Source organism: Pseudomonadota bacterium, assembly GCA_039028935.1.
In the GTDB taxonomy this organism is placed as follows: Bacteria; Pseudomonadota; Gammaproteobacteria; order Steroidobacterales; family SZUA-146; genus SZUA-146.
In genome coordinates this window covers 20,534-35,671 of sequence record JBCCHD010000035.1, presented here as the reverse complement: position 1 = coordinate 35,671, position 15,138 = coordinate 20,534, and the positions used below count along the sequence as shown (strand labels likewise).

Below are 15,138 nucleotides of genomic sequence, written 5' to 3'. Positions count from 1 at the left end.
CGCAGCGGCTCAAACAGACGATTTCTATTTAACAGAAAACTATAAATTGATCGATTTATTCAAAATCAAAATATTATGTAACCATATAAATATAATACAATAAATGAAAAACTATGAATGGGCCTTGCAATAATTCAATAGACCTATAGAATTCGTGTTCGAGTGAGGAAAACACCCGCATGGCCAGTACCGACGACGACAAATATCAGCAGCAGCGCATCGCCGCGATTCGGGCGGCCGCCAGCGTGTTTGCAGAAAAGGGTTTCCACGGCGCCACGACCCGCGATATCGCCGGGCGCCTGGGCATACAGCAGGGCAGCTTGTACTACTACTTTTCCTCGAAAGAGGAGGCACTACACGAGGTGTGTTTGCTTGGATTGAGCGACTACGCGGCCCGTATGCAATCAATCGTTGAATCGAATCAACCGTTCGCCGCCAAACTGCTGGCAAGCGTGACATCGCATCTGTCGTGCTATCGAGAGAATAATGAGGCGCTGAAAGTCTATAACGATGAGCGTCTGTATTTACCGAAAGAGAAACGGTCCACGCTCAAAGCGTTGGGCAGCGGCTATCGGCAGGCACTCGAGGACATATTGCTCGTGGCACAGTCCGACGGTGACGTAGGCTCGAGTGTGAACTGCCGCATGGGCGCCCAGTCGATCATTGGCCTGTGCAATGCCTGGGGGCATCTACTCGTTCGCGATCCCGATCTTGATTTATTTGGCGTCGTGCAGCACTGCACGGACATGCTGTTAACAGGATTACAACCATCCTATTAATGATGCCGCGGCATCGATTACATAACAAAAGGAAGACAATTGTGGGCGCATTCAAAGAACCGCACGGCGGGAAACTCAACGATTTGTTTCTATCGGAAGATAAAGCGGATCTCGAAAAGGAACGGGCCAAGGACTATCCGTCATGGGATCTGACCCAGCGTCAGATTTGCGATCTCGATCTACTCATGAACGGCGCGTTCTCGCCGCTTGACGGTTTTCTAACCGAAGCGGAGTACCGAAGCGTTTGCGAAACCATGCGACTCACCAGCGGTGTGCTGTGGCCGATTCCCATAACGCTTGATGTCAGCCAGGCATTCGCCGACACGGTCGAACCAGGTGCCATCATTGCGTTGCGTGACCTAGAAGGCGTGCTGCTGGCCACGTTTGAGATCAACGATAAGTACACGCCCGACCGCATGGCCGAAGCACAATTGGTTTATGGTACGACTGACGAGTTGCATCCGGCGGTCGCCCATCTCGCACACACGTCGCATCCGGTTTATCTTGGCGGCACGGTGCGAGGCATTGAGCCACCAACCTACTATGATTTCAAACTGCTGCGTGATACGCCCTCTGAGCTTAGGGGGCGTTTCCGCAAGTTAGGCTGGCGTAAAGTCGTGGCCTTCCAAACGCGCAACCCGCTGCATCGTGCGCACCAGGAATTGACGTTTCGCGCGGCGCGCGAGGTGGGCGCCAATCTGCTTATTCAGCCGGTGGTGGGCATGACCAAGCCCGGTGATATCGATCACTTCACACGCGTACGCTGTTATGAGCACGTACTTGAACAGTATCCTGAGCAAACCACGCAGCTGAGTTTGCTGAATCTTGCCATGCGCATGGGTGGACCGCGTGAAGCACTATGGCACGCGATCATTCGTAAGAACTATGGCTGCACCCATTTTATCGTGGGTCGCGATCATGCAGGACCTGGTAATGATCGGGACGGCAATCCCTTCTATGGGCCTTACGAGGCACAAGAGCTGTATCTCAAACACGAGCAGGAACTGGATATCGCCATGGTGCCGTTCAAGATGATGGTCTATGTCGAGAACAAAGCAGAGTATATGCCGGCAGACGCGGTCGAAAAAACCGATACTGTGCTCAATCTGTCCGGTACCGAGTTTCGTCGTCGTTTGCGCGAAGGGCTGGACATTCCGGAGTGGTTTTCCTATCCCAAAGTCGTTGAAGAGTTGCGCCGCGCGCACCCGCCAAAACATGAGCAAGGTTTTACCGTTTTCTTCACGGGCCTTTCGGGGTCCGGAAAATCGACCATTGCCAATGCGCTCATGATCAAGCTGCTTGAGGACGGTTCCCGACCCGTGACCCTGCTGGATGGCGACGTAGTGCGAAAACATCTCTCGAGTGAATTGACGTTCTCGAAAGAACATCGCGATCTCAATATTCAACGCATTGGTTTTGTGGCGAGTGAAATCACGAAGAACCGGGGTATCGCCATTTGCGCGCCCATCGCGCCCTACGCGGAAACGCGGCGTCAGGTGCGCGACATGGTGTCGGCCCAAGGCGGCTTCATTGAGATTTATGTGTCGACCCCACTCGATGTGTGCGAGGAACGCGATCGCAAAGGGCTTTACGCCAAAGCGCGGGCGGGTCTGATCAAAGGCTTCACCGGCATCGATGATCCATACGATGTTCCGGAGCACCCCGAGCTTGTGATCGATACCGATAAAATGACGCCGGATCTTGCCGCGCATCGCATGTTGATCGAACTGGAGCAGTTAGGCTATATCCGCTAAGTGTGCATACACTCTTTGCCGCGCCGTGTCGGGTAACCGGCGCGGCGTTTTACGTTAATCGATTGCTGCACCACACCAGAGCCGTGACGGGCACGCCGCTGTCGCGAATATTATTGCCCCGGCTCGCATCTTGGAGTAGCGTGGCAAAATATTGCAGGAGTCCAGGCATGATTCAGCACCAAGCCTACAAAAAAATACTGGACTGGTGGCCACCACCACACGCGTGACCAGCGGGCTAATGGGCCCGTGCGGGTGGCGGTGACGCGTGCCGCCGCGAATTCTCTCATCGACATGAGGCCGCTTCGGCCGCAGGTGCGTGTCTATGAAACTCAAAGCAATTGAACAGGGTGACATTGGCTTATCCGCGTCGTTTGAAAACGGCGCAGAATCGCTCTACCCCTACATCTGGCTTCGTGATAACGATCCAAGCGGATTTCACCCCGACACCAAAGAACGCACATTTGATTTAACTAGCGTTGCGCTGGATATCCGCCCCCACAATGTGCGTTTCACCGCGGACTCGCTATCGCTTGAATGGCCGGGCAGTGATTCGACTTGCACATTTGATGCCGATTGGTTGTTTCGTCATCGACTCGGTACGCGACGCTTTGACCCGGCGAACGTCATGCAAAAAACGTGGTCGGCCGATTCCCTCGGCGAGCTACCCCGATTTCATGCGAAAGATTGCCGCGACGACCCGCGTCAGCTTGCGGCCATGTTGCACGCGTTCAAACAAATAGGAATTGTAGTGATCGATCGGCTTGCGGATGACCCGCATTCCGGAGAGCGTTTTGGCGATTTGATTGGATTTAAACGCGAGACGAATTACGGCGTGATGTTTGAGGTGAAAAACAAACCGGACCCGATCAACCTTGCCTACACGGCATTGTCACTGCCTCTGCACACGGATCTGGCCAATCAAGAACTCATTCCGGGCGCACAATTTCTACATTGCATTGTCAACGGCGCGGATGGTGGCGATTCGGTGTTTGCGGACGGTTTCCAAGTGTGCCGCGATCTGGCTGATGAAGAGCCGGACGTATTTGACGTGCTCAAAAAGTTCAGCGTGCCGTGGCGATTCTACGATGAGAGTTGTGACCTTATTGCCCGTTGGCCGGTGATTCGCCAAAAAGACGACGGTCAGTTTGATGCGTTGACCTTCAACGCGCACTTGGCGGACATCCCTGACCTGGAGCCGGACGATATGGTGACGTTTTATGCCGCGTATCAGAATCTCATGCGGCGCATTCGCAGCGACCGCTATCGCTTCGAGTATCGACTCGAACCGGGTGAAATGGTGATTATGGCCAACCGGCGAGTGCTTCATGGACGCACCGGCTTTGACCCCAACTCCGGGCCTCGGCATCTGCGGGGCTATTACATTGACTGGAACGAAATCGACAGTCGCCTGCGTGTACTGTATCGCGAGTACCCCGAGACCGCCCCCCATTTACCAGCCTGATTATCGATGGCTACTTTGTTGAGGAATGCTGTGTATGCCGCTCTCTCCTAATCAAGATGTGTTTATTACGTGTGCCGTTACTGGATCGGGCGGCACGCAAGACAAATCGCCGCACGTGCCACGCACACCGGAGCAGATCGCAAACAGTGCGATCGCGGCCGCGAAAGCGGGTGCGGCAGTGGTGCATTGCCATGTGCGCGAGCCGGATTCGGGAGCGCCATCACGGCGGGTTGAATTGTATCGAGAAGTCACCGAACGTATTCGCGCCAGCGATACGGATGTAGTGTTGAATCTTACGGCCGGCATGGGTGGTGACATTGTTTTCGGCCCGGCGGAGCAACCTCTACCGTTTAATTCAGAGCAGACCGATATGGTCGGTGCAGAGGAACGCATGGCGCATGTGTTGGACAGTCGTCCGGAGATTTGCACACTGGACTGCGGCACGATGAATTTCGCGGAAGCCGATTATGTGATGACCAACACGCCCGGGATGCTGCGCGCGATGGCCAACATCATGGTGGAGTGTGGCGTGCGGGTTGAGATTGAAGCGTTCGACACCGGGCATTTGTGGTTTGCGAAGAAATTGGTCGAAGAGGGCACGCTGCCGGGTCCAGCGCTCGTGCAGTTATGCATGGGCATCCCTTGGGGCGCGCCAGATGATCTCAACACGCTTATGGCTATGGTCAACAATATTCCGGAAGACTGGACGTTCTCTGCTTTTTCGATCGGCCGGCATCAAATGGCGTATGTCGCGGCCGCGGTTTTGGCAGGCGGCAATGTGCGTGTTGGACTTGAAGATAATCTCTATCTCGACAAAGGCGTGCTGGCCACTAACGAGCAACTGGTTGAACGCGCCGCCGGTATTGTTACGCGAATGGGCGGACGATTGATGACACCCCAACAGGTCCGCGACAAACTGGGTCTCGTTAAACGAGCGCCGGCATGAAGGCCCCCATAGCGGCGATTGTCGGTGGCGGCGTTATCGGCGGTGGCTGGGCAGCTCGCTTTCTGTTGATGGGTTGGGATGTACGGGTTTTTGACCCCGCCTCGCAAGCCAAACGAAAAGTATCCGAAGTGGTCGAAAATGCGCGCATGAGTTTGCCGGCGACACTGGACTGGCCATTGCCAAAGGAAGGTTCGTTGACGTTTGCGCCAACCCTGGCCGAGGCGGTGAGCGACGCGCAGTGGATTCAAGAAAGTGTGCCAGAGGTGCTCGAGCTTAAGCACCAAGTGTTTCGCGATATTCAGGCAGCGGCACCTCACGCCATTTTGGCGTCGTCCACATCGGGCTTTACGCCGACGCAGCTGCGAGAGGGTGCGCGTCATCCAGGCGCTATTATCGTGGCGCATCCATTTAATCCGGTTTATCTGCTGCCGGTGGTTGAACTCGTGGGTCTTGATGCACAGCAAACGCTCGAATCCGCCCGGTCGACATTGCAGAACATCGGCATGAAGCCCATTGTCGTTCGAAAAGAAATTGATGCACACGTGGCGGATCGTTTGCTTGAAGCCGTGTGGCGCGAAGCGCTCTGGCTAGTTAACGACGACGTCGCCACGACCGAAGAAATTGACGACATCATTCGCTTGGGTTTCGGTTTGCGTTGGGCGCAAATGGGTTTGTTCGAGACCTACCGGTTGGCGGGCGGTGAAGAGGGCATGGCACACTTTATTCGCCAGTTCGGCCCGGCGCTAGAGTGGCCCTGGACAAAGCTCATGGACGTGCCCGAACTGACGGAAGAGCTTGTGCAAAAAATCGCCGATCAATCCGACGATCAGTCGGGGGCCTATGGTATTCGAGAGCTTGAGCGTATTCGCGATGACAACCTCGTCGGTATCCTACGGGCACTGAAAAGTCGCCGCTGGGGTGCGGGCACAGTGCTGGCGGCGCAAGATGAAATGCTCCGCAACACATCACACTCGGCACACGACAACACGTCGCCAATGCGTATGCTGCAGCTGTCGGTGTTGCCAGGGTGGATCGACTACAACGGTCATATGACGGAGTTTCGATACCTTCAGGTGTTCGGCGATACCTCCGACTGCCTACTGCAGCGCCTGGGTGTTGATCAAGAGTACGTGGCGACCGGCAAGAGTTACTACACCGTTGAGACGCACATCCGTCATCTGAACGAAGCCAAGGCTGGGCAGCACCTGTACAGCACCACGCAACTGTTGTACGCGGACGCTAAGCGACTCCATGTTTTTCACGCGATACATCGCGCGGATGACGACTGCTGCGTGGCAACCGCTGAGCAATTGCTTCTGCATGTGAACAGTGAGGCCGGCAAGGTGTGTGCGGCGGATCAGATCGTGCTTGATCGACTCCTGCCTCTTTATGCTCAGCATCAAGCGCTGCCGTTGCCCGACGGGGCGGGGCGGCATGTGGGTCAGAAAAAATAATGTCGCGTGCACACGATGGCGACTGAGAATGAATGAGGAGTGGCGCAATGCATTTTGGTCTCAGTGATGAGCAGACTCTGTTGGTCGATACCGTCAGAAAGTTTGTCGAGCAAGAAATCTATCCCCATGAAGACTTGGTCGAACGCACGGGCAGCGTGCCGCGTGATCTAGGCGATGAGATAGCAAGAAAGTGCAAAGAGCTCGGTTTTTTTGCCGCGAATATGCCAGAAGACATTGGCGGCGGCGGTCTTGGGGACTTAAATTTTACGCTTATTGAACGTGAACTGGGCCGTGCGTCCATGGCACTGACGGTTTTCTTTGGACGGCCTTCCGGAATATTGTCGGCGTGCGAAGGCGAGCAGCGTGAGCGGTACCTGTTGCCGGCCGTGCGTGGCGAAAAATACGACGCGCTGGCGATGACCGAGCCGGGTGCGGGTTCAGACTTGCGGGGTATGCAATGTGCGGCGAAAGCTGATGGCGATGACTGGATAATCTCCGGCACCAAACACTTTATTAGTCACGCCGATATCGCTGATTTTGTCATTGTTTTCGTTGCAACCGGCGAAGAACAAACCCCCAAAGGAACAAAAAAGAAAATCAGCTGTTTTTTGGTTGATCGTGATACGCCGGGCTTTGAAATACAAAAAGGCTACGAGTCGGTCTCGCACCGCGGATATCACAACTGCGTACTGAGTTTCGATCAATGTCGTGTGCATAAACGACAGATGTTAGGCGGCTTGCATCAGGGCTTTGCGCTTGCCAATACGTGGTTGGCAGGAACACGTCTCACCGTGGCGGCTATGTGCGTTGGCCGTGCCCGTCGCGCGTTGGACCTCGCGGTATCTTACGCGGCTGAACGTAAACAGTTCGGCCAGCCGATCGGAAAGTTTCAAGGCGTGTCGTTTAAGCTAGCGGACATGGTGACGTCAATCGATGCAGCAGATTATTTGACGTTAGCCGCTGCTTGGCAGCTTGAGCAGGGCATGCCTGCCAATCGCGCCATTGCTAGTGCGAAACTGTTTTCAACCGAGATGTTGGCGAGTGTCACGGACGAAGCGCTGCAGATTTATGGCGGTATGGGGCTCATGCAAGATTTGCCGCTGGAGCGTTTTTGGCGCGACGCACGCGTGGAGCGAATTTGGGATGGCACGTCTGAAATTCAGCGCCACATTATTAGTCGTGAGCTACTGCGACCTCATGAATCATAGCGTATCCAGCACAAGGGTCGAATGCGTAGAGCGTGTGCTTGGTGCGCCGCTTGATCCACCGACGGTACACGGTGACGGGGTGGATCTAACATTAATTTTTTCCAACAGGAATTGTCATGACGAAGACATCTACTCCGATTAAGACTCGCCAGCAGGACGGTGTGCTTGAAGTCGTGCTGGACCGTCCTAAAGCCAACGCGATCGACTTGGCAACAAGTCGCGTAATGGGTCAAGTATTTCGTGATTTTCGCGACGATCCTACCTTGCGCGTAGCCATTATCACCGCCAGTGGTGAGAAGTTTTTCTGTCCCGGTTGGGACTTGAAAGCGGCGGCGGACGGTGATGAGGTCGACGGTGACTATGGGGTTGGCGGTTTCGGTGGCATTCAGGAGCTCGGTAATTTCAATAAACCGGTGGTGTGTGCTGTCAACGGCATATGCTGTGGTGGTGGTTTGGAGCTCGCGCTGTCTGCCGACATCATCTTGAGTGCGGATCATGCAACGTACGCACTACCGGAAATACGTTCTGGCACGCTGGCTGACGCCGCATCAATCAAACTCCCCAAGCGCATTCCCTATCACATCGCGATGGAGATGCTGCTGACCGGGCGATGGCTGGACGCCCACGAGGCACATCGATGGGGATTTGTGAATCATGTGGTACCCGCGGACGAACTGCTCGACAAGGCTTGGGAAACCGCACGATTGCTCGCGTCCGGACCGCCATTGGTCTATGCGGCCATCAAAGAGGTCGTGCGCGAGGCCGAGAACATGAAATTTCAAGACGCTCTGAACGCGATCACTAAGAGTCAGCTCGCCACCGTGGATACGCTTTATAACAGCGAGGATAATCTCGAGGGCTTCAAGGCCTTTGCTGAAAAGCGAGACCCTGTCTGGCGCGGCCGCTGACGGGCAGCACTGTCGGAAGCATGCCGTGAATAGCACGCGACACGTTGACCTCACTCGCCTATTGCGCCCGCGTTCGATTGCGGTGATCGGCGGTGCTGCGGGTGCGACGGTTATTAATAAGTGTCGCGCAATTGGTTACGGTGGGACGATCGTCGCGGTACATCCTACGCGCCCTGATCTGGCTGGGGTGCCCTGTGTACGGTCGATTGAGGCACTCCGAACGCCTCCTGATGCGGTCTTTTTGGGTGTGTCTGGCGCACAATCAATCGAGGCGGTTGGACAACTTGCCCACTTGGGCGCCGGTGGCGCCGTGTGCTACGCCTCGGGCTTTGCCGAGGCGGGCGGCGATGGAGAAGCGGCACAACAGCAGCTTGTTCAACAGGCTGGCGCCATGCCGATCGTGGGTCCCAATTGTCACGGTTTTCTCAACTTTTTGGACGGCGTCGCGCTGTGGCCGGATCATTTTGGAGGCGAGCAAACAGCCAGCGGCCCGGCACTGCTAGTGCAAAGTGGCAACATTGGAATAAACGTCACGTTCCAGCAACGAGGATTGACGTTTAGCTATGTGGTGGCAATGGGCAATAACGCACAGCTTGGCGTGCATGACTACATCCATGCGCTGCTCGACGATGACCGCGTGACGGCCATTGGCTTGCACCTCGAAGGTATCAGCGATCTTGAGCAATTCACGCAAGCAGCGCTTCGTGCCTTGGCGCAAGGCATCCCGCTCGTGGCATTGAAAACCGGCAGTTCTTCGCTGGGGGCCCAGATGGCCTTGAGCCATACCCGTTCACTGGCGCGCCCAGACGCGTTAATCGACACGTTGTTTCAGCGCTATGGAATCGCCCGGTGTCAGACGCTTTCGGAGTTTCTTGAAACGCTCAAATTTGTATCGTTCGGCGTATTGAAATCGGAGCGGACGAGTGTGAACGATACGCGCCCGCGACTTGCATCGATGAGTTGTTCCGGCGGGGAGGCGTCGCATCTGGCTGATTTGGCAGAGCCGCTAGACGTGCGATTTCCGTCATTGACCAACGATACACGCGACGCACTCCAGATGGTTTTGGGTGATCGTGTCCACATCTCCAATCCTTTGGACTATCACACCTATTCATGGGGCGATTACGACACGCTGTCATCCGCGTTCTCGACTCTGCTTCGCGATCCGCTCGAATGCGCGCTGCTGATCTTGGACTATCCACCCCCCGATTCCTGTGAGATCGAATCGTGGAAAGTCGCCGAGAGGGCGCTCTGTGCCGCGTCGGACGCGACGGACACTCGGGTCGTAGTGGTGGCGTCGCTACCCGAGAATTTTCCGGCTAGTGCGCGGGCGCGACTTATGGAGCTTGGCGTCGCACCGATGCAAGGACTGAGAGAGTGTTTAACGGCGATCGCCCATGCCGCCGCGGTTGGTCGCGCGCAACAAAACCATGCTTCACTCGCGCCCTTGGCACAACCGCATGTGCTCGTACCCGGCGCCACGCTCGATGAATACGAAAGCAAGCAGTTGCTCGCCGCCTATGGCGTACCGATCCCCGAATCGCGCGAAGGGAGTGTTCGTGACGCGGCGGAAATGGCGCGCGCGGTAGGCTTCCCCGTCGTGATCAAAGCGCTTGGCGAATCGCTTGCGCACAAAACTGAGCTCAATGCCGTTCGGCTCAATGTATCCAGTTCAGAAGCCGCGCGCACGCAGGCCGCTGAGCTCAGCGTGATCAGTAATCGTGTGCTGATCGAGAGCATGGTGACCGATGCGGTGGCGGAATTACTAGTTGGCGTGAGCGCTGACGAGGCCTTTGGGCAGGTGTTGGTGATCGGGGCCGGCGGTGTATTGGTTGAACTCTTGAACGACAGCGTGCAGTTGCTACTGCCCGTCACGAAAGCCCAAATCACAGAGGCGCTGCACCAGCTAGCGTGTTATCCACTGTTGACCGGTTATCGCGGCCGACCGGTGGGGGATATCGATGCGGCGGTGGAGGCTATCGCCGCGATTGCGCGCTTCGCAGTTGATCATTGCGATCGTCTGGTCGAACTTGACGTTAATCCACTGATGGTTCGGCCGCGACAAGACTCGGCATCGAGCGCAGGTGGTGCGGTTGCGGTGGATGCACTGGTTCGCTGGGGCGCAACGCATAGGAATTAACGCGTCGACGTATCCATTTACACTGGCTTCCTTGTACAATTCGGGCCTCGCTCGAGTTCAACCTCGGCTTTTTATGTTTAATGACAAGGGAGTTCAGCATGACTGCCCCATCCGACTACATTGAGATAGGTGCGCTTCACGTTGCCGCCTCGCTTAAAGCGTTTGTTGAAAACGAACTGCTACCGGATATTGAATTCAACGCCAGTGAGTTTTGGTCGGGACTCGAGCGTATTGTGAATGAGTTGGCGCCTGAGAACGCCCGACTGCTCGAGCTTCGGGCCTCGCTTCAAGAGCAGATTGATCGTTGGCATGCACGGCATCATGACGCCGAGTGGGATGCGGATGCGTATACCGCGATGCTGCGTGATATCGGCTATCTAGTGGAGGAGGGCGACGAGTTTTCCATTACGACTCAGCACGTCGATGCCGAAATTGCCAAGGTGGCCGGCCCCCAGTTGGTCGTGCCTGTGAGCAATGCGCGTTTTGCGCTCAACGCCGCAAACGCGCGTTGGGGTAGCCTCTACGACGCGCTATATGGCTCCGATGTGATCGACGAATCTGACGGCAAAACCCGTGGCGGTGGCTACAATCCCGCGCGCGGACATGCCGTTATTCGCTATGCGGCGGACTTTCTGGATACTGCGATTCCGCTTGAGCGCGGGAGTCATGCGGATGCGGCGCTGTACAAACTTCAGCACAAAGATGATGTCACTAGTATCGAAGTGCTTTTTGAGGACGGTGAAACAGTCCTCAAGGACCCCGCGCAGTTTGTTGGTCATACCAGCGATGGCAAAGCACTCACGCTACTCTTTTGCAATCACTCGCTGCACATCGAATTGGTGATTGACGATGAACATCCGATCGGACGCGACGCGAATGCCCACCTGGCGGATGTGCGGCTCGAATCGGCCGTCACCACGATCCAAGATTGTGAGGATTCTGTGGCCGCGGTCGATGCGGACGACAAGGTAACGGTCTACCGGAACTGGTTGGGTTTAATGCGGGGCACCTTGAGTGTGTCGTTCAGCAAAGGGGACAAAACCGTTGAGCGTGTGCTGGCTGGCGATCGGGTTTACAGCGATCCATACGGAAACGAATTAGTGCTTCCCGGTCGCAGCCTGTTGCTGGTGCGTAATGTTGGACATCTTATGACCAATAATGCCGTGCTGTATGCCGACGGACGCGAAATTCCAGAGGGCATACTCGACGCCGTTATAACCAGTACGTGCGCGCTGTACGATTTACGAAAGCAGGCCGGCGCGCGTAACAGTCGCAGCGGCAGTGTCTATATCGTCAAACCGAAAATGCACGGCCCCGACGAAGTGGCGTTCACCGATCGGTTGTTCGGTCTTGTCGAGGATATGCTTGGGTTAGCACGGTTTACTCTGAAAGTAGGGGTGATGGATGAGGAGCGCCGTACGACGGTCAATCTCAAGGAGTGTATTCGTGCCGTTCAGGACCGGTTGGTGTTTATCAACACGGGCTTCTTGGATCGCACAGGTGATGAGATTCACACAAGCATGCATGCCGGGCCCATGCTCAATAAAGATCAAATTAAGGCGCAACCTTGGATCGACGCGTATGAACGTTGGAATGTCGATGTTGGGATTCGCTGTGGGCTGCCGGGCCGAGCGCAGATTGGCAAAGGTATGTGGCCCAAGCCTGATGAGTTAAACGAAATGGTGCAGACCAAGCGTGGACATTTGGACGCCGGCGCCAACTGCGCATGGGTGCCCTCACCGACCGCCGCAACGCTACATGCCCTGCACTATCACGCTATTGACGTGTCGGCGGTACAGCGCGACTTGATCACTCGCGACCACGCGCATCTGGCGGACATTCTGATGCCGCCCTTAGCGACAAGCCGTTTGGACGAGGCCACCGTCGCGCAAGAACTTCGCAATAGTTGCCAGACGATTCTGGGTTACGTCGTACGCTGGATCGATCAGGGTGTGGGCTGTTCAAAGGTGCCGGACATCAATGATGTTGGTTTAATGGAAGACCGAGCCACCTTGCGCATATCGAGCCAGCTTCTTGCCAACTGGCTGCATCACGGCATTTGCACCGATGCGCAGATCGTTGGCGTGATGCGTGAAATGGCTGAAGTGGTCGACCGACAAAATGCGGGTGATCCGGCGTATCAGCCGATGAGCGACAACCTTGACCAGAGCATCGCGTTTGCCGCGGCCTGTGATTTGGTGATCAAAGGCGCTCGTCAACCAAGTGGATACACGGAGCCGTTGTTGCACGCGCGACGACTGGAGAAAAAAGCCAGTTAGAGAGTAGGTGGCGTAACGGGCGGATCGCAGTGCCTCGGTCGTCGTCGAAATAAAGCAGTTGGTCTCGATCTGCGCGCCAACCGACCGCGGGCGCCAGATCGGCTCATCGTTCGCCTACGGGCAGGGCATAACGGACGGTGATGCCGCCGTAAACGGAGCGCTCCGGGGCGGGCTCATAAAAACGACCGCCGAAGGCGTTTGTGCGCAAATTCGAAAAATAGCGCTCATTGCCGAGGTTTTGCACACCAATGAACGGAGAGATTTGCCATCGATCGAATGTGCGAGTCAGTCCTGCACGCACGGACACGCGTGTGCTCGCCGGCGCCCGTTCGCTGTTGGCGTTGTTCAACACAATGCGGCCCGTGTGTTCGACATCCAATGTGACAAAGCGTCCAGCGTGACGATAGTCAAACGACAGGGTGGCGTTGTGACGAGGCGTGCCCGGGGTGGTTAAGCCATCCAGCACGTTGCCGTTTCCGTCTGTAAACTGCTCAAATTCGAAATCCGATAGCGTGTAGGCAAGATGGGCCGACCACGTCGGAGACAGTGTGGTGTGTACGTCCAGTTCGACACCGCGCCTTTCGGACTTTCCGGCGTTCAGAAACAGATCGCTGCCATCTGCTTGCTCGATTGGAATGAGTTCGTCGTCAACATCGATCGCGTACAGCGCGATGGACCAGTGACTCGGGGCAAGACCGTCCCACTCGCCGCGCAGACCAATCTCGTGATTAACGGCGATCTGCGGTTCGAGATCTGGGTTGAAACCGCCTGAGGCCACAGCAAGCTCGGTGGTGGTGGGGGTTTCGAACGACGTGGCACGATTGAAGTAAGCGGAGAGCGTTGAATTGCCCTGCCAGGTGAGGCCGATAATTGGACTCGTATGCCGCAGTGTGCGTGATCCGGATGCGTCACCGTTACTCAAAAACCGATCGGTGAGCGCAAATTGAATCGCGTCGTGGCGCAAACCCACAACCAGATTGAGTTGATCGGACAGATGCAGCGTGTCTTGAATAAACACGCCAGTGCTCTCCACTTTTTCCCTCTGCGCGAGCAGGGCCGCACCGCGTAGACCATTCACGTTTTGGAATCGTTCGCGCTCGTCATCTTGGATCTCGACGTCGACTCCCATAATCCAGTCATGTTGCTTGCCACCCCAAATTGCGCTGACGTCATATTGCAGGCCGCCGCCAATAAATTGGCGATCAAACACGATGGCGCCATCACCCGTTGGAATTCGGCCGTCAAATTGCCGCTCACCGTAAAACAAACTCACGGCGAAGCGATCTTGGTCGCGAAACAAGGAGCGGCGAAGCGCGCGCACGCCCAGTCGCGTTTCATCCAGATCCTCACCCGTGCGCAGCTGCACATTGCGGTCGCGCGCTGACTGGGGCGCGGCGAGTGCCTGCGCCAAATCAATACCACCTGGATCGTTGGCTTCGGGCTGGTCGGTGTGACTCAGCGACACGTCAAATTGTGTTGCGTCCGGTGCCAGGCTCGTGACGTAGCGACCTTTCAGATTGACTAAGGTGTTGCGCGCCTGACTGAAGTCCCGATAACCATCCACATCAATGTGCGCAATACTCGCCATATAGCCTAATCGATTCACATTGCCGGCGGCCTTGAGTTGGGTTTTGTCGTAGCCAAATTCGCCCAACGCGCTTCGCACTTCAATAAAAGGCTGGTCGGCGCCAACCTCCGATTCAATTGCAATGACGCCCCCCGCCGCATTGCCAAACAACGTTGAAGCCGGTCCACGTAACACTTCGATGCGTTGAATTGAACCAAGGTCTATGGCGTCCACACTGCCTTGACCGTCGGCGAGCGTTGCAGGAATGCCGTCGACCAGTATGCGCGTGCCGCGAATGCCAAAACTGGCCCGTGCGCCAAAGCCTCGATTGGAGATACGCAGGTCCTGAGCGAAGTTAAAACGGTTTTGAAGGAACAGTCCGGGCACACGGTTAAGCGATTCGTCGAGCCCTAATTGCGGTTGGCCAAGTTGCACCTGTGTACCGTCCACTACCGATACAGCGGCAATCGACTCGCGCAGTGCGGTGTCCGTGCGAGTCGCGGTGACGACGATTTCCTGCAGCGTTTGCGCCTTGATGGGCCCATGCAACAACAGGGGCAATAAAGCGACGGCGATTAGTCGGGTGACGGTCATTGCGGGTGATCTCTTGGCAGGCGAGGCATTGGAACGAATCTTGGCCG

Annotated in this window: 10 protein-coding genes; 9 read left to right on the top strand and 1 reads right to left on the bottom strand. The window is 56.0% G+C overall.

The window, feature by feature from the left end:
- The first annotated feature begins 179 nt into the window (after positions 1-179).
- The 9 genes from AAF465_14180 to AAF465_14140 all read left to right on the top strand — a co-directional run bounded on the left by AAF465_14180 (position 180) and on the right by AAF465_14140 (position 12,930).
- Positions 180-779, top strand: a complete 600-nt coding sequence (locus AAF465_14180; GenBank protein MEM7083873.1) for a TetR/AcrR family transcriptional regulator — start codon at positions 180-182, stop codon at positions 777-779.
- Between the two features lie 41 nt (positions 780-820).
- Positions 821-2,533, top strand: a complete 1,713-nt coding sequence (locus AAF465_14175) for a bifunctional sulfate adenylyltransferase/adenylylsulfate kinase (protein MEM7083872.1) — start codon at positions 821-823, stop codon at positions 2,531-2,533.
- Positions 2,534-2,855: 322 nt separating this feature from the next.
- The gene (locus tag AAF465_14170; protein MEM7083871.1) at positions 2,856-3,995 is read left to right on the top strand and encodes a TauD/TfdA family dioxygenase; all 1,140 of its coding nucleotides are present in this window, start codon (positions 2,856-2,858) and stop codon (positions 3,993-3,995) included.
- 34 nt (positions 3,996-4,029) lie between these two features.
- A complete protein-coding gene (locus AAF465_14165; protein ID MEM7083870.1) occupies positions 4,030-4,941 on the top strand; it encodes a 3-keto-5-aminohexanoate cleavage protein in 912 nt (303 codons plus the stop codon).
- Entirely contained in the window at positions 4,938-6,395 is a 1,458-nt protein-coding gene (locus tag AAF465_14160) for a carnitine 3-dehydrogenase (protein ID MEM7083869.1), read from the top strand. The genes AAF465_14165 and AAF465_14160 overlap by 4 nt, the downstream gene beginning before the upstream one ends.
- A gap of 47 nt (positions 6,396-6,442) precedes the next feature.
- Positions 6,443-7,603, top strand: a complete 1,161-nt coding sequence (locus AAF465_14155; GenBank protein ID MEM7083868.1) for an acyl-CoA dehydrogenase family protein — start codon at positions 6,443-6,445, stop codon at positions 7,601-7,603.
- A 116-nt stretch (positions 7,604-7,719) separates the two neighbouring features.
- Positions 7,720-8,511, top strand: coding sequence for a carnitinyl-CoA dehydratase (locus tag AAF465_14150; GenBank protein MEM7083867.1), 792 nt, complete (start codon positions 7,720-7,722; stop codon positions 8,509-8,511).
- A gap of 25 nt (positions 8,512-8,536) precedes the next feature.
- Positions 8,537-10,651, top strand: coding sequence for an acetate--CoA ligase family protein (locus AAF465_14145; protein ID MEM7083866.1), 2,115 nt, complete (start codon positions 8,537-8,539; stop codon positions 10,649-10,651).
- Positions 10,652-10,749: 98 nt separating this feature from the next.
- A complete protein-coding gene (locus AAF465_14140) occupies positions 10,750-12,930 on the top strand; it encodes a malate synthase G (protein MEM7083865.1) in 2,181 nt (726 codons plus the stop codon).
- A gap of 103 nt (positions 12,931-13,033) precedes the next feature.
- On the opposite strand, the gene AAF465_14135 is transcribed toward AAF465_14140, so the two are convergent.
- Positions 13,034-15,091: a TonB-dependent receptor gene (locus AAF465_14135; protein ID MEM7083864.1), complete on the bottom strand. Its 2,058-nt coding sequence runs from the start codon at positions 15,089-15,091 to the stop codon at positions 13,034-13,036.
- Between the last annotated feature and the right edge of the window lie 47 nt (positions 15,092-15,138).

Excerpts from the sequence above, each read along its gene's own strand:
- AAF465_14155 (MEM7083868.1), top strand. The coding sequence starts at position 6,443 with ATGCATTTTGGTCTCAGTGATGAGCAGACTCTGTTGGTCGATACCGTC.
- AAF465_14150 (MEM7083867.1), top strand. The coding sequence starts at position 7,720 with ATGACGAAGACATCTACTCCGATTAAGACTCGCCAGCAGGACGGTGTG.
- AAF465_14160 (MEM7083869.1), top strand. The coding sequence starts at position 4,938 with ATGAAGGCCCCCATAGCGGCGATTGTCGGTGGCGGCGTTATCGGCGGT.
- AAF465_14180 (MEM7083873.1), top strand. The coding sequence starts at position 180 with ATGGCCAGTACCGACGACGACAAATATCAGCAGCAGCGCATCGCCGCG.
- AAF465_14140 (MEM7083865.1), top strand. The coding sequence starts at position 10,750 with ATGACTGCCCCATCCGACTACATTGAGATAGGTGCGCTTCACGTTGCC.
- AAF465_14165 (MEM7083870.1), top strand. The coding sequence starts at position 4,030 with ATGCCGCTCTCTCCTAATCAAGATGTGTTTATTACGTGTGCCGTTACT.
- AAF465_14135 (MEM7083864.1), bottom strand. The coding sequence starts at position 15,091 with ATGACCGTCACCCGACTAATCGCCGTCGCTTTATTGCCCCTGTTGTTG.
- AAF465_14170 (MEM7083871.1), top strand. The coding sequence starts at position 2,856 with ATGAAACTCAAAGCAATTGAACAGGGTGACATTGGCTTATCCGCGTCG.